This window comes from Chitinophaga arvensicola, assembly GCF_900110835.1.
Taxonomy (GTDB): domain Bacteria; phylum Bacteroidota; class Bacteroidia; order Chitinophagales; family Chitinophagaceae; genus Chitinophaga; species Chitinophaga arvensicola.
The window spans coordinates 2739684-2765627 of the sequence record NZ_FOJG01000002.1 but is presented as its reverse complement, the minus strand read 5'-3'; the positions used below and the strand labels follow the sequence as shown (position 1 = coordinate 2765627).

The 25944-nt window shown below is 49.1% G+C and carries 18 protein-coding genes; 15 read left to right on the top strand and 3 right to left on the bottom strand.

Going from position 1 to position 25944, the window contains the following annotated elements; genetic code table 11:
• The first annotated feature begins 5 nt into the window (after nt 1-5).
• The 4 genes from BMW79_RS28350 (at nt 6) to BMW79_RS28335 (ending at nt 5509) form a co-directional block, all read left to right on the top strand.
• Nucleotides 6-1457 carry a RagB/SusD family nutrient uptake outer membrane protein gene (locus BMW79_RS28350; protein WP_089901275.1) on the top strand — a complete coding sequence of 484 codons (1452 nt, stop codon included), beginning with the start codon at nt 6-8 and terminating at the stop codon, nt 1455-1457.
• Nucleotides 1441-2889: an alpha-L-fucosidase gene (locus tag BMW79_RS28345; protein WP_089901272.1), complete on the top strand. Its 1449-nt coding sequence runs from the start codon at nt 1441-1443 to the stop codon at nt 2887-2889. Before BMW79_RS28350 ends, BMW79_RS28345 begins: the two co-directional genes overlap by 17 nt.
• Nucleotides 2890-2901: 12 nt before the next feature.
• On the top strand, nt 2902-4437 hold the full coding sequence (locus BMW79_RS28340) for a sulfatase (protein WP_089901268.1): 1536 nt from the start codon (nt 2902-2904) through the stop codon (nt 4435-4437).
• Nucleotides 4438-4792: 355 nt separating this feature from the next.
• Nucleotides 4793-5509, top strand: coding sequence for a LytR/AlgR family response regulator transcription factor (locus tag BMW79_RS28335; RefSeq protein ID WP_089901266.1), 717 nt, complete (start codon nt 4793-4795; stop codon nt 5507-5509).
• A 2-nt stretch (nt 5510-5511) separates the two neighbouring features.
• On the opposite strand, the gene BMW79_RS28330 is transcribed toward BMW79_RS28335, so the two are convergent.
• Complete coding sequence (locus BMW79_RS28330; protein ID WP_089901263.1) at nt 5512-6711, bottom strand: copper amine oxidase; 1200 nt, start codon at nt 6709-6711, stop codon at nt 5512-5514.
• 91 nt (nt 6712-6802) lie between these two features.
• On the bottom strand, nt 6803-8038 hold the full coding sequence (locus tag BMW79_RS28325) for an ROK family transcriptional regulator (RefSeq protein ID WP_089901260.1): 1236 nt from the start codon (nt 8036-8038) through the stop codon (nt 6803-6805).
• Nucleotides 8039-8197: 159 nt separating this feature from the next.
• On the opposite strand from BMW79_RS28325, the gene BMW79_RS28320 reads away from it, so the two are divergent.
• From BMW79_RS28320 to BMW79_RS28270, 11 genes are all read left to right on the top strand, one after another.
• A complete protein-coding gene (locus tag BMW79_RS28320) occupies nt 8198-9412 on the top strand; it encodes an AGE family epimerase/isomerase (protein WP_089901257.1) in 1215 nt (404 codons plus the stop codon).
• A 61-nt stretch (nt 9413-9473) separates the two neighbouring features.
• A complete protein-coding gene (locus BMW79_RS28315) occupies nt 9474-12659 on the top strand; it encodes a SusC/RagA family TonB-linked outer membrane protein (RefSeq protein WP_089901254.1) in 3186 nt (1061 codons plus the stop codon).
• An 18-nt stretch (nt 12660-12677) separates the two neighbouring features.
• Nucleotides 12678-14375, top strand: coding sequence for a RagB/SusD family nutrient uptake outer membrane protein (locus BMW79_RS28310; protein WP_089901252.1), 1698 nt, complete (start codon nt 12678-12680; stop codon nt 14373-14375).
• Nucleotides 14376-14433: 58 nt separating this feature from the next.
• Nucleotides 14434-16077: a DUF5018 domain-containing protein gene (locus BMW79_RS28305; RefSeq protein WP_177192372.1), complete on the top strand. Its 1644-nt coding sequence runs from the start codon at nt 14434-14436 to the stop codon at nt 16075-16077.
• Between the two features lie 21 nt (nt 16078-16098).
• Nucleotides 16099-17496 carry an alpha amylase family protein gene (locus BMW79_RS28300; protein WP_089901246.1) on the top strand — a complete coding sequence of 466 codons (1398 nt, stop codon included), beginning with the start codon at nt 16099-16101 and terminating at the stop codon, nt 17494-17496.
• A gap of 3 nt (nt 17497-17499) precedes the next feature.
• A complete protein-coding gene (locus BMW79_RS28295; protein ID WP_089901243.1) occupies nt 17500-18876 on the top strand; it encodes a DUF5009 domain-containing protein in 1377 nt (458 codons plus the stop codon).
• Complete coding sequence (locus tag BMW79_RS28290) at nt 18873-19550, top strand: GDSL-type esterase/lipase family protein (RefSeq protein ID WP_177192371.1); 678 nt, start codon at nt 18873-18875, stop codon at nt 19548-19550. Before BMW79_RS28295 ends, BMW79_RS28290 begins: the two co-directional genes overlap by 4 nt.
• Nucleotides 19551-19559: 9 nt before the next feature.
• Entirely contained in the window at nt 19560-21476 is a 1917-nt protein-coding gene (locus tag BMW79_RS28285) for a sodium:solute symporter family protein (RefSeq protein ID WP_089901237.1), read from the top strand.
• A 1-nt stretch (nt 21477) separates the two neighbouring features.
• Nucleotides 21478-22149: a GDSL-type esterase/lipase family protein gene (locus BMW79_RS28280; protein ID WP_177192370.1), complete on the top strand. Its 672-nt coding sequence runs from the start codon at nt 21478-21480 to the stop codon at nt 22147-22149.
• Entirely contained in the window at nt 22149-23081 is a 933-nt protein-coding gene (locus BMW79_RS28275) for a DUF4434 domain-containing protein (protein ID WP_089901233.1), read from the top strand. The genes BMW79_RS28280 and BMW79_RS28275 overlap by 1 nt, the downstream gene beginning before the upstream one ends.
• Before the next feature lie 103 nt (nt 23082-23184).
• Nucleotides 23185-24444: an NRAMP family divalent metal transporter gene (locus BMW79_RS28270; RefSeq protein WP_089901230.1), complete on the top strand. Its 1260-nt coding sequence runs from the start codon at nt 23185-23187 to the stop codon at nt 24442-24444.
• 2 nt (nt 24445-24446) lie between these two features.
• Here BMW79_RS28270 and BMW79_RS28265 read toward each other — a convergent pair whose 3' ends face one another.
• A complete protein-coding gene (locus BMW79_RS28265) occupies nt 24447-25772 on the bottom strand; it encodes a metal-dependent hydrolase family protein (protein ID WP_089901227.1) in 1326 nt (441 codons plus the stop codon).
• Between the last annotated feature and the right edge of the window lie 172 nt (nt 25773-25944).

Below are 25944 nucleotides of genomic sequence, written 5' to 3'. Positions count from 1 at the left end.
GACCGATGAAAAAAGTAACAATATTAGCCATCGCGGCAGGAATGATGTTGCTGGGCAGTTGTAAGAAATTTCTGAAAGAAGATATCTATACACAATATGATCCCGCTTCCTTCACCGGCACTGCCGATGGATTTGAAAAAGTATTGAACGGCGCCTACAGCCAGTTGCAGGTAACCGGCTATGCCAACAGGAACGACGTGTATTGCTTTGGTGAATTCTGTACCGACGAAATGTGGGAAACCGGTGGCGGCTTTGAAGCGCAGGCAAAAGATTTTATCAACTTTACCTGGGATGCTACCAATTCCTTCTTTTCTGCTTCCTGGACAAAGTCGTATCTCGCTGTCAGGGATGCCAACGTGATCCTGGATAATAAAGATAAGGCCAGCGGTATTCCTGCCGATAAACTAAAAGCATATATCGCGGAAGCCCGCTTTATCAGGGCTGCTGCCTATAGTTATCTCTATAATTTTTTCGGCCCCGTACCGCTGGTGATCAGCGGCAAAAATGTAGATGCCCTTCAAACAAAGGCCAGCGAAGCCGATATGCAGCAGTTTATCATCACAGAACTAACCGCTGCTGCGGCGGATCTGCCGGCTACACAGGCTCTGCGGGGTAAAGCCACCAAAGGTACAGCACTGGCGGTGTTGTGTAAGTATTACCTGAACAAAAGAATGTGGAAGGAAAGTGCCGATGTGGCCCAACAGATTATAACGGCCAATAATTACAGCCTGTTTACAGATATCAGCCGCCTGTTCGCTGTAGAGAATGAAAGCAACAAAGAATACCTCTATGTATTCCCTTGTATCAATCAAACCGGTTATGGTAATATTGTGATGGCGCATACTTTTCCTCCGGCATATCCTATTCTCACCAACTGGATCATCTTTGGCGCGCAATTCAAACTCTACACAAAATTTGTGGATACATTTGATCCGACAGATAAGCGCCTCAAAATGATCCTCACCAACTACACGGATACCAAAGGCACTTATCATGAAATGTCGAAAGATGCCAGTGGTAATCCCCTGAACAATGCCCGCTCTTTTAAATTCGTTCCCGATCCCAACGGTTTATCTGCCGATATGGGCAATGATATTCCTGTGATCCGCTACGCCGACATCTTGTTGTCGCGTGCCGAAGCACTGAATGAATTGAATGGTCCAACCGCAGCTTCTATTGACCTGATCAATGAAGTGCGTCACCGGGCTGGTATCACGGATATCAAGCTGGCAGACTATCCTGCGAAAGAAAACCTGCGCGATTTTATTTTAGCAGAGAGGGGCCGGGAGTTTTTTGGAGAAGGAAAACGAAGGGAAGACCTGATCAGGATGAACAAATTTATTACCGGGGCAGTGGCCAGGGGTATCAACGCAAAACCTTATCATGTATTATATCCTATCCCGCAAACAGAAATTGATGCGGATAAAAACCTGCAGCAGAATGAAGGCTATCGTTAAGAAAAAATCGTGTGGTAATAGCTTAAGCGCTATTACCATATTATTCACCGGGCTGCTGCTCTTTGGGCGGCCCGGCATTGCCCAGGTATTGCCCACGCCACAGCAGGTGGCATGGCAACAGGCCGGAATGGGAGTGGTGTTTCATTACGACCTGCACGTATTTGATGGCAAGCCTTACAATCAGACCAGCAACCGGATTACACCGGTACCGGATTATAATATTTTTCAGCCTTCCCGCTTAAATACCGATCAGTGGATCAGCGCTGCAAAAGCCGCAGGTGCAAAATTTGCTATCCTCACTGTCACCCACGAAACCGGGTTTGCGCTGTATCGGTCGGATGTAAATCCATACTGCCTGAAAGCGCTTAAATGGAGAGACGGCAAAGCAGACATCGTGGCAGATTTTGTGGAGTCGTGCCACAAGTTCGGTATCAAGCCCGGCCTGTATATCGGTATCCGCTGGAATGCTTTCCTGGGGGTACATGATTTTAAGGTACAGGGCGGGGATCATGACAGCACCTTCCGTCACGAACGCCAACTGGCTTACAACCGTATGTGCGAGGGGATGGTAAAGGAACTCTGTACCCGCTACGGCGAACTGTTTGAGATCTGGTTCGATGGCGGTGCTTCTGATCCTGCCGACGGCTCTCCTGATGTACTGCCAGTGGTAGAGAGATACCAACCGAATACGCTGTTTTACTGGAACGGACAGCGCTCAGATGCACGCTGGGGCGGATCAGAGAGTGGCACCATCGGAGATCCCTGCTGGTCCACCTTTCCATACCCCAGTATGCTCACCAGCCGTTATCCGGCTATTGCGGCCAACCAGTTTGCGCTGGCAAAACATGGCGACAAAGACGGCCGATACTGGATGCCCGCCATGGCAGATGCACCACTGCGTGGTTACAATGGCCGCCACGAATGGTTCTGGGAACCCGGTGATGAAGCGCATATTTATCCGCTGGCAGAACTTGTGAATATGTATTATCATTCCGTTGGAAGAAATGCGACGTTATTGCTGGGATTGACACCGGATACAAGTGGCCTGCTGCCTGCTCCGGATGTAGCAAGACTGGAGGCTTTTGGCGCCGCCATCCGGCAGCGGCTGGATACGCCGCTGCAAGGTACTTTAACCCCCGTAAAGCAATCAGCTGCGCACCTGTCGTTACAGGCGTTGCAGCCGGTGAACCAGGTAGTGATCCGCGAAGATATTTCCAAAGGGGAACGGGTTCGCGCTTACACGCTGGACGCAAAAGTAAACGGCCGCTGGACCACCTTGTTCAAAGGCACTGCTGTTGGGAATATGCGTATCATTACCTTTCCGGCTGTGCGTACCGCCGCGTTACGGCTTCGCATAAACGAAAGTATTGCGGCGCCGGTCCTGTTATCTTTCAGTGCTTATCATGTACCCGGTGTACCGGTCGATCACTAAAAAACACACACTATGAAAAAAATAATACTGGCAACGGCTTTGTTCACCGGGCTGCTATCTCCGGTGCAAAGCCAGACAAAAAAATCGCCCAATATCATTTTCTTCCTCGTCGATGATATGGGGTGGCAGGATACGTCTGTTCCTTTCTGGGACAGCATCACCCCGGCTAACCAGAAATTCCGCACTCCCAATATGGAGCGCCTCTGTAAGGCAGGAACGAAGTTTACAAACGCTTATGCCGCTTCTATCTGTACACCATCCAGGGTGAGTTTTCTTACCGGTATGAACGTGGCCAGGCATCACGTCAGCAACTGGACCGCCTTCAAAAATAAGGCAGTCGACGGGCAGGATAGTGTGCTGGAGATCCCGGAATGGAATGTAAACGGTATTTCCCCGGAACCAACGCAGGAGAGAAGCGTATATGCGACGCCGTTGCCACAGCTGTTGAAGAATCATGGCTACTATACTATTCAGTGCGGCAAAGCCCACTTTGGCGCCTATCAGACGATCGGGGCCGACCCGCTGAACCTTGGTTTTGTGAAGAATATCGGTGGCAGTGCCGCCGGCAACCCCGCTTCCTATCTTGCCGAAGATGACTTCGGACACAAGCCGGATCGATTTATTCTCCAGGCAGAAATACCGGGGCTCGACAAATACCGGGGCAAACATTCCTTCCTCACCGAAGACCTGACACAGGAAGCCCTGCTGGCCATGGATACAGCGCGCCTCAAAAAACAACCTTTCTTCCTCTATATGGCGCATTACGCAGTTCACCTGCCCTATAATGCAGACGACCGCTATATACAGCGCTACCTCGATATGGGGCTCCCTAAACCGGAAGCCGCCTACGCAGCGCTGGTAGAGGGGATGGATCATAGTTTGGGCGAACTGATGGATTACCTCGATCAACATCATCTCACAGATAATACCATCATCGTTTTTATGTCCGACAACGGCGGCTTCTCCCATCCGCCCCGGCAAGGTGCCTCCAATACGCAGAATTATCCCCTTCGCGGCGGTAAAGGCTCCCTGTATGAAGGCGGAGTAAGGGAACCTATGATCGTACGCTGGAATGGAGTTACAAAGCCCGGCAGTGTGAATAGCCAGTATATGATCATGGAGGATTTTTATCCCACTATCCTGGAATGGGCCGGTATAAAGAAATATAAAACCGTACAAACCGTGGATGGCCGCAGCCTGGTGCCGTTCCTGAAACAACCGTCCCTGCGCGATCAGCAGCGGGCATTGGTCTGGAATTTTCCGAACGACTGGACGGGAGGTAAACTGGGTGAGGATAACAGCTGGCTCACGGCCATCCGTCAGGGTGACTGGAAACTGATTTATTTTGAAAAGCAGCAACGGCTGGAATTGTATCACCTGCAGGATGATATTTACGAAGCAACAGATCTTTCTGCCCGGTATCCCGATAAAACAAAAGAGCTGGCCAGGTTGCTCACGCAGCAGTTGAAGGCAAGGAAGGCACAATTACCACTGTATAAAACCACGAAGAAAGCCGTGCCTTATCCGGATGAATTATTGCCTCATTGACACTTATTTTCTTCTTCCGCCGCATCCTGGCTATTACCTGAAATTGTTCCACAGGTAACCACGGGTGCGGCCAGGGAGGCCTTGTCCGGTGAAAGAGCCGGCTATACGAAATAAATGCCCCCTTATCTGCAGTTCCCGCTTACTTCTGTTGTAAACCCGCAACGGACACATCGCTGTTGAAATTATTACGCCACTCAAAAGTATTTTTGTATAAATTGTCACGTAGTAGAAAGAAGGCATCCTCTGTAACCAACATTACGGACAGAAAAAAGTAAGCTGAAAATTAATACTACTGCCTGGCAGTACCCTCAGAATTGCGACAATAAATAACGCTCATATAACCATTATCAGCAGCATGTGCATAAACAAAATAAAATGCCTGATCATAGAAGACGAACCGCTAACTTCGGCCGTACTGGCTGCTTTCATCGACCAGTTAGATACGTTATCATTGGCAGGTATCTGTGTGAACGCGCCCGACGCATTACGGTTTCTGCAACAGGAACAGGTAGACCTGATTTTTCTCAACATCCAGATGCCTAAATTATCAGGTATCGATTTTTTAAAAACCCTCTCCGGTTACCCTGCTATTATGCTAACAACCGCCTACCGCGATTATGCAGCGGATGGTTTCGGATCAAAGGTATTGGACTACCTGTTAAAGCCGGTGGCGTTTGAACGCTTTCTCTCTGCGATCAATAAATACCACGCACTAAAAGAACCATTGCTTAGCCTGCCATCTCAGCTCCAGCCGCCCGATGCAACAGATCCGTTTATTTATTTACGGGCCGATAAGAAAATGGTGAAGGTATTGCTGAAAGATATCGTCTGTATCGAAAGTCTGAGAGACTACGTAAAAGTAAAAACCACTTCTCAGGATATCATCACGTATCAGCGCATTACTTATCTGGAAGAAAAACTCCCTGATGATAAATTTCTGCGTATTCACCGTTCCTTTATCATCGCCATGGATAAGATCAAATCTTTCACCGCCAACAGTGTGGAGGTGGGAGAGGAAGAGCTGCCCATTGGCCGACAGTATAAAGAAACGGTGATGCAGGCGTTGTCCTGAGTTTACAGATCGATGGGAACGAGTACCAGCGGTGTGGGCAAACAGGAGGCGCCCGGCGGTGAGTAGGTGAAGTGTACTTTCTGTACGCTGCCGTCGGCCGGTGGCGTAAACACCTGGATGAGGATGGCTTCCGGCGCTTTGGTGGTTACCAGCTGGTTGCTGGGTAACTGGATCACGCCTTCTTTGAATTTGCCGCCGCTCACCACCATGGTGTTGGCCATGCCGCCGCACCATTGTCCGTTATCGCCACGGGGATTCCAGGTAACCAGTGCCAGGGCTTTGCCGTTGGTGCTTTTCCAGGATAATTCAATGTTATAAAAGATGCCATAGTTGCCATCAAGGCTTTTCAGTTCACCGGTAATGGCTTCTTTGCCGATTACCCAGGGATCTTTTTCACCATCGGCTACCAGGATCTGTGTCAGCCCCTGCTTGGTGTCGAGCGTGTCTTTTACAATAATGCGGTAGTTGCTGATGCCATAGGTGCCGCGTCCTGCGCCTGCATATTGTTTGGTGTCCAGCGCGCCTTTTACGCGGTTGGCCGCTACAGTGGCAGGTGTTTTAAGATCGGTCTGCACAATGCTGATTTCACCGGGTTGGTCTATGATGAACTCATAGAAGCCGTGTACCAGTTCATCATATTTCACGACGGCTTTATCCTGTTTGGGATCGAGACAGATCGAGGCGCCGGGTTTGATTTCCCTGGCTACCGTTTCCGGTTGTGAGTTGAAGAAGTCGGCCAGGCCTTGTTTGCCTGCAAAGAAATAGTTGGTCGTCGGTTTTTGGGAAGAATACTTCAGCATACGGATATGCATGGGTTGTTTGCCGTTGTTTTTAATGACGGCGGCAATTTTCCGGTCCATCTTTTCCGGTTGCTGTACACCGTTTACATTATACAGGTAAAGCCTTACGGAGCCTGGTTGCACAGGTTCTCTCAGGGCCACGCCTTCGGGTACACGGATATACTCCGGGTCGTCCGAAATCAGGAACTGCGGGCCAGGCAATACTATTTTCTGATAATTCAGGGCGGGCAGCTGCTCGTTCAGCAGGCCCGGTACCTGCATGGTATAACCTTGCGGCGTGTTCTTAATAATCGTATTCAATGCAGGGCTGATCTCCTGGGAATGGGCATAGTTGCCGGTGGTAATGGCGATGCCTGACAGCAAGGCTATTCTTCCGAAGGCGGTGATACTCGTCTTTAACATGCGGGAATTTGTTGCGATGAATAGTTAATATTATTATTAATCGAAACAAACTTAATAAAATTATTTAAAAAACAATGCGCCGCTGGTGTAATTATTTATTAAAAGAAAGGAGATTGTGACGGGCAATCAGGCAACCGCCGATCACGCCAGCTTCTTCATGGAGTTTAGACATGCGCAGCTGAGTATCGTTGTTAACAAGACTAAGGGAATACTTATTCAGGGCGCTGCGGATAGGGAGACGGATATAGTCGCCCGTATCAGCCAGGATACCGCCTATGATCACCAGTTCCGGGTTAAAGAGGTTGATGAGCACCGAAATACCGCGTCCTATTTTTTCACCCAGTTCGGCGATCAGCTCAATACAAAGCACATCTTCGTTCAGGGTAGCCTGTATGATATCGGCTACACGCAGGTTGGGTGGCATTTTCTTATCTTTCAGCAGGCTGGAAGTATGTCCCTGCTCAATACGTTCTTTAAATAGCCGGATCAGCGCCTGCCCGGAGGCTTCTGTTTCCAGGCAACCTTTCTTACCGCAATGGCAGATCAGTTCATTGGAGAAGATAGGAATGTGGCCAAACTCGCCACTGAAGCCCGACTTACCCCGGTATATCTTTCCGTCTATCATAATACCCAACCCGATACCATAATCCAGGTTCAGGAACAATACATTCTTCTCATCATGTACGGTGCCGTTATAGAACTCGCCGTAGGCCATTGCCCTGGAATCGTTTTCCACAAAGGTTTTGATACCGATAGCATTTTCCACGATCTGGCTCAGCGGCTCTTCATTGAAGTGGAAATAGCTGTAGCTATAGCCCTTTTCACTGTTGATACGCCCGGAAAGATTCAGGCAGGCCGCGAAGATCTTCTTCTTATCTACTGGTGCATTATTGATAAAGTGCAGGATTACCTGGATCAGGTCTTTGAATGATTCAGGTGTATTGGCCAGGGTAAAGGGGACATGCATTTCCGAATTCACCAGCTCTTTCTTGAAGTTCAGTAAGCCCAGGTTTACATGGAAGTTCTTGATATCTACCCCTATAAAAAATCCTGATTCAGCCACCAGACCGTACATGCTGGCCCGGCGCCCACCTTTTGAATCGTCCTTGCCATATTCTTTTACAATGCCGTCGGTGACCAGTTCATTAATGAGACTCGTCGTTTTGGGTACACTGATATTGAGGGCTACCGTGAGGTCGGTGATGGTAGTATTGCCCGCCTGGTCAAGATGGTCAATAATGGATCTCTTGAGGGATTTGTTCTTATAAGCCACACCGGCGAGGTTCTCTTCTGAAAAGATTTCAAATATGCTTTCCTGGGTCGTCATGCAGTTAGTATGATATTTTTCTTTAAATGTAGTATATAATTAATAAAGTTAATCAAGTTGTCAAGAAAACTACTTTATTAATAAAATTATTTATGAAGTGATTGTTTATAATTAAAAAAATAATAAATTGGGCTTCGTAAATAAAATAATTTAAAAACGATGCAGCCATCTGTTCCCTATCAACCGCAGGAGTCCACACCTGTTCAACAAGATTTCAATACTAACTATTACGCAGGGCTGTATAAAGAGGAGCTACTGGATAACATTCTGCCCTTCTGGGTGCAACACAGCAAAGATGAGAAAAACGGCGGATATTATACCTGCCTCAACAGGGATGGCAGTGTATTCGATACCGATAAGTTCATGTGGCTGCAGGGAAGGGAAGTATGGTGTTTCAGCCATATGTTCAATAAAGTAGCTCCCCGCCAGGAATGGCTCGACATGGCCCTTCACGGTGCTGCCTTTATGGAAAAATATGGCCGGGATAAAAACGGCGACTGGTACTTTTCCCTGAATGAACAAGGTCAGCCCCTCGTACAGGCTTATAACATTTTCAGCGACTGCTTCGCCGCCATGGGGTTTGCCGCACTCGATAAAGCCGCTCCCAGCGACCGGTTTAAAGAGATCGCACTTACCACCTTTGAAAATATTCTCCGCAGGCAGCACAACTGGAAAGGCACCTATAACAAAGCTTATCCAGGTACCCGCAGCCTGAAAGGCTTCAGCTTACCCATGATACTGTGTAACCTGTCGCTCGAAATGGAACACCTGCTCGGCGCCGCCCGCGTAGAAGCCTTTATCCCCACGGTACTCCACGAAGTAATGGAGGTATTCTATCAACCGGATAAAAAACTGATCGTCGAAAATGTATATCACAACGGCGACTTCTCCGACAGTTTCGATGGCCGCCTCGTCAATCCCGGCCACGGCATCGAAGCCATGTGGTTTATCATGGATCTGGCAAAAAGATTAAAAGCACCCGCCTTACTGAGAAAGGCCTGCGATATTATGCTCGATACCCTGGAATACGGATGGGACAAGCAATACGGCGGCATCCTCTATTTTAAGGACATCCTCGGCAAACCGCCGCAACAACTGGAATGGGATCAGAAACTGTGGTGGGTACACGTGGAAGCACTCATCGCACTGGCCAAAGGATTTATCTACACCGGCGACCCGCGCTGCGCCGCCTGGTTTAAAAAAGTACACGACTATACCTGGCAACATTTCCGCGACAACCAGCATGGAGAATGGTTCGGTTATCTCAACCGCCAGGGCGAAGTATTACTGCCCCTGAAAGGCGGTAAATGGAAAGGCTGCTTCCATGTGCCCCGCGCACTCTACCAGGTATATTCCACCTTCGAAGGGCAATAACTATTAGATACATTTTATCAACGCTTAACAATGCTTTTATCGTTCCTGTAAATTGAAAGTTATGAGTAAACCAAATCTAAATGTGCGGTTGTGGCGCACATTCCTGCTGCTGATGGCCTTCCTCGCGCAGCAGACGATCGCCATCGCACAACAGCCACCAGTAAAGGGTACCGTCAGAGATGAGAAAGGAAACGTACTCCCCGGTGCTACCATCCTGGTGAAAGGCACGCAGAAAGGCGTCGTGTCCAACGCTGATGGCAGTTTCAGCATTGCCGCCGGCAACGCTCCGGTTACATTACTGGTATCCATGACCGGATTTAACACACTAACAGCAACGGCTACACCGGGACAAGCCATCCACCTCGTACTCAAAGAAAACACCAGTTCTCTCAACGAGGTAATGGTAGTGGGCTATGGTACCCAGAAGAAAGCCTCGCTCACCGGTAGCGTTGCACAGATAGGCGCCGCTGAACTGAAAAAAGTGCCGGCCATGAACCTCACCAACGCACTCGCAGGCCGCCTGCCCGGCCTCGTAGCCACCCAAACCAGCGGCCGCCCCGGTTTCGACGACGCTACCCTGCTGATCCGGGGTGTAAGCACCTACAACAACAATTCCCCGATGGTGATCGTAGACGGCGTACAACGTTCTTTCGGCAGCCTCGATCCTTCGGAAGTAGAAAGTATCACGCTCCTGAAAGATGCCGCCGCCGCAGCTACCTACGGCGTACAGGGCGCCAACGGCGTTATCCTCGTTACCACGAAAAGAGGCAACAGCGGTAAACCCATCGTTTCCTACGACGGCGAAATCACCCGCACCGCCTTTACCCGTTTCCCTAAATTTCTCAACGGACCGGATTATATGTACTGGTTCAAAAAAGGAGAACAGATGGACAACGATTATCTCACCGCTACCGGTGGCGATCCGATTCCCTATACCTATTCCGATGCACAGATCGCGGCCCTGCGCAACGGTACCAATAAAGATCCTTATCTCGGTGATACCGACTGGACCGGTATGCTCACCGGCCGGAAAACGATGGCACAGCATCACAGCGTGAGTGTAAGAGGCGGCACCGACAGGATCCGTTACTTCTCCAACGCCAGTTACCTTAACCAGGAAGGTGTGGTGAAAGGCTCCGATTACAAACGCTTCAACGTTAGAACCAATGTAGACGCTACCATCAGCAACACCTTTTCAGTGGCCTTTGATATCGGCGCCCGCCAGGAAACACGTAACAGTACCGGTATCCCCGCTGACGACTACGAATACATGAATCCCTTCTACCAGGCAGTAAGGGCATTGCCCAATATCCCGGCTACCTACAACGGTCAACCTACCGCTACACGCTCCAACTCCGGTATCGTAAACCCGATTGCCGCAATAGACAACTCCGGCTGGCAACGGTATATCACCAGCACCTTCCAGGGCGCTATGACTTTTACCATGCACGTGCCTTATGTAAAAGGATTAGACCTGAAACTGATGACGGCCTATGATAAATCTTTCCAGGAATTCAAAGGCTGGACAGAACCTTATACCCTCGTTGTAAGAGAACAAGGCGGCTCCGGGTTTTACTGGAATCCTTCCCTGCCTCCCGGTATAAATATTAATACAGTAAGGCAATCGCAGGCCAACAACGTGCGGCAGACTTTCCAGCCTAGCATCAACTACAGCAAGGATCTCGGCGCACATAGTTTCAAAGCGCTGGCTTTATACGAATATTCCCAATACGATAACAACGGATTTTCTGCTGGCGGCAGTAACCTGGCTTTAACAGAACTGAAAGAAATCGACTTCCGCGACCAGGATAATAAATACTTTGTACAACCCGGCGGCAACAGCGGTACTACTGCCCGCGCCGGCCTGGTGACACGTATCAACTACGCCTACAAAAACCGTTACCTGCTGGAACTGGTATCCCGCTACGACGGTTCACTCTACTTCCCCGTGGAAAACCGCTGGGGCTTTTTCCCTGCCGCATCTGCCGGCTGGGTGATCAGTGAAGAGAATTTCTTCGCCGGTTTAAAAGATAAAGTTGATTTCCTGAAACTGCGGGCCTCTTACGGTAAAACCGGTAACGACCGGGGAAACAGCAACTACCAGTACCTGCAAACTTTCTCCCTGTCGAAAGATCCGGTGGGCGTGATAGGAGACAAAGCAGTATCTGCCCTGTACTCCGGCGCCATCCCCAATGTAAATCTCAAATGGGAAAAAGCATATACCACCAACATTGGTGTGGATGCCACCTTGTTCAACGGCGGATTAAGCGTTACAGCTGATTATTTTTATAAGCTTACCAAAGATATTCTCGACGGACAAGGCGGCTTATATCCACCCTCTATGGGCGGCTACTACAGTACTATTGTGAACAGAGGCATGGCAGATGTAAGAGGGATCGATCTGCAGATCACACATCGCCATAAAGTAAACAGCAAACTGGATTATGGCATTACCGGTAACTTCAACTGGTCGCGCAGCAAAATCCTGGTGAAGAATGACCCTGATGGCTTGCCGGCATGGCAGAGAAGTCCGGGCAGAAGCATTGGTGAAAAGAAAGGCTTTATTTCAGAAGGATTGTTCCAGAACTGGGACGAAGTGAATAACTGGGCTACTTCCCCCAGTGGTGGCGCTGCACCGGGCTTTATCAAATACCGCGATATTAACGGCGACGGTAAAATTACCACAGACGATATTACGTATATGGGTCGCAGTAATACCCCGCAACTCATGTATGGCCTGAGCCTGGAGCTGCGTTACGGTATCTTCGATTTCTCTGCGCTCATTCAGGGTGCAGGCCTGGTGGATGTTTCACTGGGTGGAGAATATGAAGGTTCCTCCGGTGTTTACGGTGTAAATGATAACACACCCTTTACCCGTCCGTTTTACGGTGGTGGCAACAGCCCGTATTACCTCGTGGAGCAGGCCTGGACGCCGGATAACCCGAACGCACGTTATCCCCGCTTAACAGCCGACAGGGCAGGTTTCCCGAATCACAACGGCTGGGCTAATTCGCAATGGGTGGTAAACGGTGCGTATGTACGTTTGAAATCTGCACAGTTGGGTGTCACTTTACCTGCATCTGTATTGAGGGCGTTGAACGTGGAAAAATGCCGCTTCTACCTGGCAGGCTTCAACCTCTTTACACTGGACCATCTGAAATATATGGATCCGGAAATGCCCAATGCGAACAACGGCTTCTATCCGCAGCAACAGATGATGTCTTTCGGCGCTAACCTTACCTTCTAAACGGAAAAGCAATTACTTATGACAACGAAACACTCTTCTATAAAAGGCTTATTGCTGGCGTGCCTGCTGGCAACAGGGGTATCTTCCTGCAAGCTGGATGGCATTCCGGGCGACCGCTACACCGATGCCGCTATCTGGAAAAATGCCGGTAATGTAGACATGTATATGTATGGCATGTACGACCAGTTCAAAACATTTTCTTTCGGTCAGTTTCCCATCGGCTACAGCAACGCCACCGATGCATTTACTGATGTAGAGAAGTATACTTCCAATACCACCGGTAACGGAACAGTGAACAAACTAGCCTACAACCCGGGGCAGGTGAATGCTACCTCCCCGGGCATTTCGGTATGGGACATGGCCTATACGAATATCCGTAAGGTGAATGAGTTCCTGAACGGATTACAGTTGTATGCAAAAGTGACGGATGCACAGAAAATACAGTACGAAGCAGAAGCCCGCTTTATCCGTGGCTATATGTATTTCTGGCTGGCCCGTATCAATGGCAGCGCCATCATCATGGACAAGCTGCCCACGCAGAAAAATAATCCCCGCGCCAGCGAAGATGAAGTATGGAATTATGCTGCGAAAGATTTTGCTTTTGCAGCGGAACACCTGCCGAAAGACTGGGGCGCCGCCGGAAAAGGCAGGGCCTCACAGGGCGCCGCTTATGGCATGCTCGCACGTACATGGCTATACGCTGCTTCTATAGCGGAATACGATAACAAACTGTATAACAAGGATGCACTCACCGGGGTGCCATCTTCCAAAAAAACGGAATACTATCAGCATGCCGCCGATGCAGCAGCAGCGGTAATAGCGCTGGCAGATGCCGGTGTATATGCACTGGATGCCGACTACGGAAAGCTCTTTACAAATAACAACAGCAAGGAAGCCATCTTCGCAGTATACTATCAGCGTACCAGTGTTACCCACCAGTTCGATTACTTTTTCTGCCCTCCGGCAGATGTGGATGGCGGGGGAGCCACTGGTGTTCCAACCGCTGAACTGGTGAACGAATATGAAATGGCCGACGGCCGCAAATTCTCCTGGTCGGAAACCGCTATGAAAGCCAATCCGTATGCCGGCCGTGAACCACGTTTCTATGCCACCGTTTTATATAACGGCGCCGCATGGAAAGGCAGAACACTTAACACCACACCAGACGACGATAAAGAAGGTTACATCGATTTTAAAGTGGTTACCGATCCGCGTAAAACTGTAACCGGCTACTACCTGCGCAAAATGCTTGATGAAAGCAATAAAGACATTCTGGTTGCCGGCAGCGTGCAACCCTGGATGGAATTGCGTTATGCAGAAATATTACTCATCCACGCGGAAGCGCTCACAAAACTGAACCGCCTTCCGGATGCAAAAATATCATTGGATAAAGTACGCGCCCGGGTGAACCTGCCAGGTACACCGGCCACCACGCCAGATGCCATGATGGCTGCTATTGAACACGAACGCAAAGTAGAACTGGCCTTCGAAGGACAACGCTACTGGGATCTGCGCCGTTGGCGTAAAGCACATACGGTATTAAATAATGTGCGCTTCCACGGACACAAGGTAACCGGCAATGGCGTTGGCTTTGATTACACCGAGGTAGACTGCGATAAGGAAAACCGTTATTTCCCTACCTCGTTCTACTATATGCCGATTCCACAGGCGGAAATTATCAATAATACGGCCATGACCCAGATCCAGGGCTGGTAATTCATCATGCGTAACAATAAACAATATGCACATACGAAATTTATATAAAGTTCCGGTAATGATCATAGGGTTAGGCATGGCGTTCAATGCCTGCCAGAAACCTGAGCCTATCTTCCCGAAAGAAGATAACTCCCTGCAGGATATCTGGGTAGCTATTCCCGGTGTGAAAGATGCCAGCTTTATGCCGGTATACAACACAACCAAAGACAGCGCCTATATAGAAGTACCTTACTTTTACCCGGTAGAATCGGATAATGAAACGGATATCACTAAACTCATACTGCGCGCCAATCTCCCGCTGGATGCCGTGATGACACCTGCTATCGGTACCCAGATGGATCTTTCCAAACCGGTGAAGCTCGAAATCAAAGGAGGCACCGGTGCTAAAAGAAACATCGTGGTTGTTACAAAAAAAGTAGGCGACCTCAGTGTGAAAAAAGCCACCATGACCTATTCCCTCGATGGGGTAGATACGGAAGTGGAAGGGATTGTAAAAGATAACGATGTGATCTTCTACGCTATCCCAGGCACCGATGTCAGCAAAGTAAAAGTAGCAGTTACCGTGAATGCGCACTCCACCACCACGCTGGTAGCTGGTGCAACAGTAGATCTTTCTGCCGCAGTGCCTTTTACTGTGAAGAGTATCGATGGCGCCGTGAAAACCTACCAGCTGAAAGTACAACCACCGGTGAAGAAGCCTTACGGCATAGGTATTACCCGCAAACTGTTTGTGAAACTGGGCGCCGCCGGAGGTATCAGTACCGACTATACGGAAACAAGTATGGCGGTGAGTGGCGATTACCTGGTGATTGTCAGCAATACCAATCCGTCTAAACTTCGTCTTTTCAATCGTACCAATGGTACTTTCGTACGGGATATGCCGTTACCTGCGCCCGGCTATTATTCTTTCCAGATGCAGAACGATAGCACCGGCGCTTTACTGGGCGCCACTTTCGCCGCCAGCGGTGATAAGTTCCAGCTGTATCGCTGGAAGAGCGCTACGGATCCCGCACCGGAGAAGATCCTCGAATGGACCAATAACGTGGCATGGGGCGGACTGGGCAGACGGGTACGCATATACGGAGATCTGCAGAAAGATGCCGTGGTATACGCCACCGGATCACTCACCAATGAAGTGTTTAAATGGCGCATCAAAGATGGTAAGGTGATCAATGCCGCCAATACGCCAGACGTAAATGCTGCACCGGTGATCTCCACTTACAAGTCGGGTTCCGGCAGCTGGGGCTATCTCGCAGATGCTGTACCTACTTCTACTTCACTCAGCGGCACCTACTTCCTGAATTATGGCAGCGAAATCGCCCTGGTAAACGGCGGAACAAATATCACAACGGCCACTTTCAATACAGATGCCGCCGGCTATATTTTCCACGCCCCCAGTTTGTATTTCAATTTCAATGGCGCCAGTTATTTCGCCTTCCTGAAGTATACCTCCTGGAGCCTGAACGCAGGAAACATCGCCTTGTTTGATGTAACAGATCCGTCTGCAGTGAGTATGTCGCCCAACAATCCCGGCTACAGCGCTTTCAATGTCTTCAATTCTGAAGTCATCAGTGGTGCGGCTGACAACGGCAATGGTACCGGCGATCTGTGCGTGAGTTTCTCGCCCGACCGCTCCAGCGCTTACATCTACATGGTCCTCACCAATGTGGGTATTATAGGATATGAACTGACCACCTATTAATCAACATTTAAGCTGCCTGTCATGATAAAAAAATATATCGTTCCTGCATTGCTCCTGTTGATACTGGGCGCTGCGGCTTGTAAAAAGAATAATGATACACCGGTGGTAGATCCGGGTGAACAAACGGATACCATTCCCATTCCAACCGGTAAGAAAGAAGCAATTGTGTGGATAGACCTGAACGCAAACGTGTTTGGTACCTATGGCCGGTTCAATGATACGCCAGCCATCCGTAAAACACTGGATACCCTGCAATCAGTTGGTATCACGGCGTTGGTGGTGGATGTAAAGGAATCTTCCGGTCATACGGTATTTCAGAGCGCTTACACCAGCAAGGTAGCGAGCCATAACGGTAAATCGCTGCCCGCTAATGTGGATTACCTGGAATACATGGTAAAAACAGCAAAGGAACGTAAGATGAAAGTATATGCTTCCGTGATGACTTTCGTGGAAGGTGACCAGGATGATAAAGTGGGTGCTGTGTATGAAGATCCTACTTTTAAGAATAAGTACCAGTCGATCGTATGCGACGCTACGGGCAAACGCGTACCGATCACAGAAACCGGCCGCCCCGGGTTTGTAAACCCGGCTTATCCGGAAGTACAGGACCGTATCATCAATATCCTGAAAGAGATCGTACAGAAGTATGCCGTTGATGGCGTGATCCTCGACTATGGCCGCTATGCCAATATCGATGCGGATTTCTCCGACTATAGCAAAACACAGTTTATCCAATACCTGAAAACAACGTTCAATGATCAGAACGCCAATTTCATGAGCTTCCCTACGGATGTGGTGTCTTCCTGGAAAACAGAAAATGGTCAGACTGTTCCCGCTGTTACCGGTAAGTACTACAAACGCTGGCTGGCCTATCGCATGAGCGTGATCTACAATTTTGTGAAAAAAGCACATGCCGCTGTAAAAGCTACCCGTGCGGATGCACTGTTTGGTTCTTATGTAGGAGGATGGTATGGCGATTATTACCCTGTTGGTGTAAACTGGGCCAGCAACCAGTACGATCCGTTCAATGATCCTAAGATACGTATGGACTGGGCTTACCCGCAAACAAAGGACTATGGCTATGCAGAGGAACTCGGGCTACTGATGACCGGTAACTATTTCTCACAGCTGCTGCTGGCTGATAATCCGGCCACTGCGGGTTTAACCTACAACTGGTGGAGCCTCGAAGGCTCGCTGAATGGGGGCCGTTATATCACCAAAGGCCGTGTGCCATTGGTGGGGAGCATCGATGCGGGTAATACCGACTGGAAAAGCAAATCAGATATCCGCAAAGCCATTAAAATGATCCGCTCACAAACCTATGGGGTGATGATCTTTGACCTGGTACATTTATATGCACCGCAATACAACAAATTGCAGGTGCCATTGTGGGACGAAGTAAAAGCCGGACTGGAATAAGCCATGACGCAACGTAACCAGAGCCTGGATGCTTTGAGGGGATTGGCCATTTTCGGAATGGTATTGGCCGGCAGTATTGCCTTTGGCATCCTGCCGGCCTGGATGTATCATGCGCAGGAGCCTCCTCCTGCGCATACCTTTATTCCTACGCTGCCAGGGATCAGCTGGGTAGACCTCGTGTTTCCGTTCTTTTTATTCAGCATGGGAGCCGCGATTCCCTTATCACTGAAAAAGAAAATCAACGAACAGGTGGGTTTTCCCTCCATCCTGATGGCTGCCTGCAAGCGTTATATCTTACTGGTGTTCTTTGCCCTTTTCACCCGGCAGATGACAACCGCAGGATTGAGCCGGCAGCCGGGAATAACGGACTATGTATTACCCGTAGGGGCGTTTGCGTTATTATCTGTATTGTTCTTTCAGCCTGCGGCTGATAACAGGTTATGGAACTGGCTGAAAGCATCGGCGGTACTCATCACCGGCGTATTGTTGTGGTTATTGCCATTTGAAAGCAACAACGGTTTTTCGTTGTACCAGTCAGATATTATTCTCCTGATTCTTGCCAATGTTTCCCTCGCAGGAACGCTGTGGTGGTATCTTACCCGGAATTATCCGCTGGTGCGTATCGCGCTGTTGCCTTTGCTGATGGGTATTTATCTCAGTGGCGCCACACCGGGCAACTGGTGTTACAACCTATTGTCGTGGACACCCTTTCCCTGGATGTACAACAGTAATTTTTTAAAGTATTTATTTATTCTCCTGCCGGGAACGCTGGCCGGTGAATGGATGTTGCAATACCAGGCCGTTACTCCTTCCGCCAGAGAAGTAAAGTACCTGCAACTGGCAGGACTGGCCGCAGGCGTGGTACTGGTCAGCAACGTGGTTTTGTTGTTCAGTCGCCATACCACCATAAATTTTTTCCTGACTATTGCGGCACTGGGCGGCTGTTTCGCTGCCCTGCGAAAAACTGATCTCCGCATCATACCTTTTTTTTTGAAGGCAGGTGCTTATCTTGTTGTGCTGGGACTTTGCTTTGAATCCTTTGAAGGAGGCATAAAGAAAGACCCTGCCACGTTTAGCTATTACTTTGTGACGGCAGGTCTTGCCTTCCTGGTACTCCTTATTTTCTTTTCCCTGCAATACGGCCACACCGGCCGTATGATCATCCGTTGCTTTGCATGGCCCGGGCGTAACCCGATGGTGGCATATGTAGCCGGCAACCTGTTACTGTTGCCACTATTGCACCTGACGGGTGCTATCAGCGTATTTGAAATAATGGGACAGCAGGTATGGACCGGTGTATTGAGAGGAATACTCTTCGCCGGCACTGTATGCGCACTGGCCGCCCTGTTCACGATCAAAAAATGGTACTGGAAAACATGAAAAAAATAATCGCCGCTTTGTCAATGTGCCTGCTCGCTGCCGCTTCACCATTGCATGCACAGGATTCTTCCTATCATAACTATTTGTATGATAGTCGTACCGCCTACTTCCGGGAACTACCGGTAGCGGATACACCGGTCATATTTTTTGGAGATAGTATTACGCAGTGGGGCGACTGGTGCGAGTTCTTTGGCCAGGCCAATATACTGAACAGGGGAATTGCCGGAGATAATACCAATGGCTTACTGGCCCGTGTAGAAGAGGTAACCAGGCATCGCCCATCTCGCTTATATATACTCGCAGGCACCAACGATATTAATAAAAAAATGCCGGCAGCTGCTATTGTCAATACCTACCGCCGCATCGTGGAAAGGGTACAGGCAACGTCTCCGGCTACACGTATTTTTGTGCAGAGCGTTTTTCCGATCAACAATCAACTGATAGGCCGGCAATATTATTCCGGCACCAATGAACAGATTAAAGCACTCAATAAAGGGTTGCAGGCTATGGCAGCAGCATTGCATGTGAGCTATGTAAATATTTACGATGCCCTGCTGGACAGCACCGGGCAGCTGGATGCCCGCTACACCTACGATGGCCTGCACCTCAGCGGGAAAGGCTATCTGCAATGGGTACACGTATTACAGCAACAACCAAATCACCGCGCCAATTAATTACATCGTATGAATCTTTCGTCAATAGATATTGTCATCATCTTTCTTTACCTGGCCGTTATTGTGGGGCTTGGATTCTGGATTTCAAAGAAAGCATCAAAAAATATCCAGTCATATTTCCTCGGAGATAATAATATCAAATGGTACTGGCTGGGCTTCAGCAACAGCAGCGGTATGTTTGATGTAAGCGGTACCGCTTTTTATGTGGCCTTACTCTTTGTATATGGCTTCAAAGCGGCATGGCTGCCCTGGCTCTGGCCTATCTGGAACCAGATCTTTGTAATGGTTTTTCTCGCGATCTGGATCAGGCGGAGCAATGCCATGACTGGCGCCGACTGGATCATCAAACGGTTTGGCGATGATCGAGGTGGCCGCCTGGCACATATTATCGTAGTGCTTTTTGCCATTGTGAGTGTGATCGGTTTTATCGGTTATGTATTTGTAGGTATCGGCAAATTCAGCGGCAGCATTCTGCCCTGGGATCTGACCAATCCGCTGCTGACCAGTCAGCAAACCTACGCCGTGATCATTGTGGCCTTAACAACTTTGTATACCGTAAAGGGAGGTATGTACAGCGTGGTGGCCACAGAGGTGCTGCAATACGGCATCCTGCTGGTAAGCTGCGTATTGGTGGTGACCTACGCCGTACATGATGTGAACTATGTGGAGCTGCATAAAAAAGTACCCGAAGGATGGAGTAATTTCTGGCCTACCTGGAAGCTGGATGTGAACTGGAGCAATTCCTTCCCGCAGGCCAACCAGAAGATCGCCGAAGACGGCTTTACCTGGTTTGGCGCATTGGTGATGATGATGATTGCAAAAGGAGTATTTTCCAGTCTGGCAGGCCCGGTACCCGGCTTTGATATGCAACGTATCCTCAGCGCCAAGAAACCGAAAGAAGCAGCCATGCTCACCGGTTTCACCAACCTGGTGCTATATATCCCGTTATTCATGATGGTGAGTGCATTAACCCTGATCGGTATCAATTATTTTATGCCGGTATTGCAGGAGCAACAGCAGCCCGATTTTGAAATCATTCTCAGCAAAGTAGTAGGCGGTTATCTGCCTGCTGGTGTAAGAGGCGTGGTGCTGGCTGGTTTACTGGCTTCGTTCATGAGTACTTTCTCTGCGTTTGTAAATGCAGCGCCGGCTTACCTGGTAAACGATTTCTATAAAAAATATTTCAGACCCAACGAAGCGCCCGGGCATTATGTGAAATGGAGTTATATCACGTCTGTCGGTGTAATCCTTACGGGTTGCATCTTTGGACTGTTTGCCAATTCCCTCAGTTCCCTTACACTCTGGATCTCTTCCGCTTTGTATGGTGGTTATGCCGCAGCGAATGTGCTGAAATGGATCTGGTGGCGCTTCAACGGATATGGTTATTTTTCCGGTATGCTGGTAGGACTGATATCTGCCACTTTTGTACCTCACCTGATGGATCTGTTATCCACGGCTTATTTCCCGCAATATGCAGATTTGTTTGGCAGCGGTATCGGTACGCTCATCTCTTTCTTTATCATCCTGGTATTTTCTATCACAGGCAGTATCCTTGGTTGCCTGCTTACGCCGGCCCCAAATCAGCAGGTACTTACGGAGTTCTACACCAACACCCGCCCATGGGGCTGGTGGAAGCCGGTAGCCCGCTGGGCAAAAATGGCAGATCCTTCTTTTGTGCCTAACCAGCAGTTTAAATGGGATGTGCTCAATATTTTGGTAGGCATCTGCTGGCAGATGAGCATGGTAATTATGCCGATCTGTTTTGTTTTTGGTTACTTTGAGAAAGGCTTCCTGGCCATGGCGGTATGGCTGGTATGTATGGTGGTGCTGAAATTTACCTGGTACGACCGGCTCCATATCACCGCAGGCGACAGCATACCAACGGCAACGGGTACACGTGTTCATGAACTGGCTGAAAATAACTGATATGCTACCACGTTTTTTACTGGCAGCAGGCTTGTTCCTGTTGCCGGTTGCCGCAGCCGCACAATATGACAGCACTTATGGCAGTAGCTATTACCGTCAGAAAGTAACCCAGTTTAATGCGATACCCGATAAGGAGAACGGAGAAATTATTTTCCTGGGAGATAGCATTACGGACATTGCAGAATGGTCCGATCTGTTCAAAAACTGTCTCATTAAAAACAGGGGCATCAGCGGGGATAAAACAGACGGGATTTTGAACCGGCTTACGGAAGTGACTACACGTAAACCTTCCCGTATTTTCCTGATGATTGGTATTAACGATATCGCCGACCAGGTGCCCGACAGCGTGATTGTAGCGAACTATGGGCGCATTATGGATCGTATCCGCCGTGAAACGCCCGCTACCAGGCTGATTGTGCAAAGCATTCTGCCTACGAATGATAGCTTCACAGAGTTTGCACGGCATCAGCATAAAACGGAGCATATCAGGTTCGTTAATACAGCCATTGAAAAAATGGCCCTGCAACGTCAATATACATACGTTAATTTGTATGACGCAATGTGTGACAGCGAAGGTAAATTAAGCAGTGATTATACCAACGACGGACTGCATTTGAAGGGCGCCGGTTACCTTGTATGGAAGCAGCTTTTGCAGCGTAAAAAATTATTATAATGGAAATTACAGGAACTTTTTTGGATGAGATCAGTCATGATATCCCGCACCAGAACTGGGGCCGGGAGGAATGGCGGAAGGACTTTGTACATATGAAAGCCATCGGTATTGATACCGTGATATTGATCCGTAGCGGCTACCGGCGTTTTATTACCTATCCTTCCCGTTACCTGGTGAAGGAATACGGCTGCTACGAGCCGCCGGTAGACCTGGTGAAGATGTACCTGGAACTGGCCGACGAGTTCGGGATGCAGTTTTACTTCGGCTTGTACGACAGCGGCAAGTACTGGGATACCGGCGATATGCAGCACGAAATGGACAGCAACCGTTTTGTGATCGATGAAGTATGGAAGGCGTACGGCCATTACCGTAGTTTCAAAGGCTGGTACCTCAGTATGGAAATCAGCCGGAAAACGAAAGGCGCCGCTACCGCATTCCGGACGCTGGGTATGCAATGTAAGGAGGTGAGCAACGGGCTGCCTACGCTGATCTCTCCCTGGATAGATGGGAAGAAGGCAGTCATGGCGGCATCTTCGGGTTTAACCAAAGAGGAATCCGTATCGCTGCTGGAACATGAGAAGGAGTGGAGTGAAATATTCGACGGTATCCGGGGCGCCGTAGACGCGGTGGCTTTCCAGGACGGACATATCGATTATCACGAGCTGGAAGATTTCTTCCGGGTAAACAAAAGCATGGCGGATCGCTACGGCCTGCAATGCTGGACCAATGCCGAGAGTTTCGACCGGGATATGCCCATCAAATTTTTGCCCATTAAATTTGAAAAGCTGCGGTTAAAGCTGGAAGCTGCCAGGCGTGCGGGTTATGATAAAGCCATTACGTTTGAGTTCTCCCACTTTATGAGCCCGCAGTCGGCATACCTGCAGGCAGGACATTTATATAACCGCTACAAAGAATATCTGAATTCGTTTTAAAGGCAACAATTACTAACAGCAGCCGGGCTGGCCTCTAAAGGCCGGCCCTTTTAATTTGCCGGATTTGCACTAACTTACCGTATACCCATTAAGTAACAGATTCATGGATAAACAGGCCTCCCCCAATAAGCTGGCTGCTTTCTTTAAGAAACTGGGCCCCGGACTGATCACCGGTGCAAGCGACGACGACCCTTCCGGCATTGCCACCTACTCTCAGGCAGGTGCACAGTTTGGCCTTACTACTTTATGGACCTCATTGCTTACCTTCCCGCTGATGGCCGCTGTACAAGGCATGTGCGCGCGTATTGGCCTGGTTACCTCGCAGGGGCTCACGGTAACGCTGAAGATGCATTATCCACGCCCGGTGCTGTACCTGATGTTGCTGTTCAGTTTCCCGGCCATCACCCTGAACATCGGGGCCGATATCCAGGGCATGGGCGCCGTTTGCCACATGATTTTTCCCGCTATCCCGGTGTCTGTTTTTTGTGTGCTGGTAACGGCCATTATGATGTTTATCATCATTCAGTATTCCTACCAGAAAATTGCCATGATATTAAAGTGGCTTTGCCTTTCGCTGCTCCTGTATATTATAGTACCCTTTATGATTAAGCAGGACTGGGCACAGGTAGCTAAAAACACGTTTATTCCGACCATACAGTACAACAAGGATTTTTTCTCTATCATCGTGGCTATTCTCGGTACCACCATTTCACCTTACCTGTTTTTCTGGCAAACCACTATGGAGGCGGAAGACCAGCAACATAACGGAAAGGGTATTGTGGTAGATAAAAAGATCCTGGGCGATATGAAAACAGATGTGAACACAGGCATGCTGTTTTCCAATATGGTCATGTTTTTTATCATTCTCACTGCGGGGAGTGTATTGTATCCTGCAGGTGTCCGGGAGATAGATACCGTAGACCAGGCCGCTAAAGCATTGCAGCCACTGGCAGGTAAGCTCACTTACCTCATTTTTGCTTCCGGCGTATTGGGTACCGGTTTGCTGGCGATCCCGGTGCTGGCCGGTTCACAGTCGTATATGCTGGCAGAAACCCTGGGCTGGTCTGCCGGTCTCGACAAAAAATTTGCACAGGCGAAACCCTTTTATATTTCCATCATCGTGTCGCTCATAGTGGGGTTGTCGCTCGACTTCCTGGGAGTGAGCCCCATCAAGGCACTGCTGTATACTGCTATTGCATATGGCCTTACTGCGCCGGTGATGATTGTGATGATCATGCACATCGGCAACAATAAAAAGATCATGAAGGAATTTACCAATTCCCGTTTATCCAATGTATTGGGAGCACTTACACTGATCTTAATGACTGCTGCCGCCGTGGCCATGATTTATTTCCTGTTCTGATATCAGGGTTGAGGAAGGATATTCTTATAGATCTTTCCGTCTTTGATGATCAGCAACAGGTTCTTTTCGGGATCTCCCAGTAATTCCAGGTGTTGTAATATATCGCCGTCTACCAGCAGCATATCCGCCAGTGCGCCTTCTTCCAGTACCCCCAGTTTGCCGGGATAGGGATTCCTGGGGCCGGATAAGGCCAGCAGCTGGGCATTATCATAAGTGGCCATTTTCAATACTTCAAAGTTGCTGAACCAGTTTTTCATGCGGAGCAGCAGCTGGTTCTGGTTTTTGGTAGCACCCGGATTAAAGAGCAGATCCGTGCCCCAGGCCAGTTTTACTTTATATTTCTTTGCCCATTCATATACGTGATCGGAACCTTCCCCTACTTTTTTACTGTCGGCTGCCTGTTTGGGATCGGCGTACGCATTGCCATCAGGACCACCGAAAGGTTGCATACTGAGCCAGATGCCTTTGTCTGCCAGTAGTTTTACGCATTCTTCATCCATCAGGTGACCGTGGTCAATACATTTCACACCGGCGGCCACGGCGCGTTTAATCGCTTCGGTCGTATAGGCATGCACGGTAACATAGGTGCCCCAGTCGCCCGCCGCCTGCACTGCCGCTTTCATTTCTTCCACAGAATATTGTGTAGCTTCCAGCGGATCGTAAAGAGAGGCCACACCACCGCCGGCGGCCAGCTTGATCTGAGTGGCGCCATGACGTAACTGTTCCCGGGTAGCCACCAACACTTCATAGGCACCATCGGCTACAATGCCCACGCCCAGTGCTTCCGGTGCAGCAATGGTATGCGACGACATACGGGGAGGATCTACCGGCAGGCGGAAATCGCCATGCCCGGATGTTTGCGAAATCATGGCCCCGCTGGGATAGATCCGGGGACCCGGTTGTATGCCCTGGTCAATGGCCCGTTTGATGCCGAATACCGGTCCTGCCAGATCCCGGATGGACGTGAAGCCACGCAACAGGGTGCGTTCAGATTCTTTCGCCGCACGGATAAACAGGAAACTCTGTTCTCCCAGCATCATATCCTGCATGGTATTGGCACACATAAAGCTATGCCAGTGTGCATCAATCAATCCGGGCATAAGGAACCGCTGCCGGCCATCGATGATGGTCACCATCATGCTCTTATTGGTGGGAATAGGATCTTTGGAGATACGGGAAATTACATTGGCCGTGATCAGCACATTGACCAATGTTGTTTTATTATCCTTTCCATTGAATAACTGTACATTATTCAGCAGTACCTGCTGTTGTGCGATGGCGCATAAGGGAGCCAGCCATATCAGTAAAAGGATGACTAATCTGTTCATGTGTATGCATTTGAAACAGGAACAACGGGAACAGATTTTTGTTCCGGTATACTTAAAATATTTGGGGTACTACCGATGTTTTTTGTAGCTTTCTGCTGATCCCTCTACGTTATCAGCGGATGCTGAAAATAGTATTTGTTTGCAGCAAAAAAGGATCATTTAATCCAGGTCA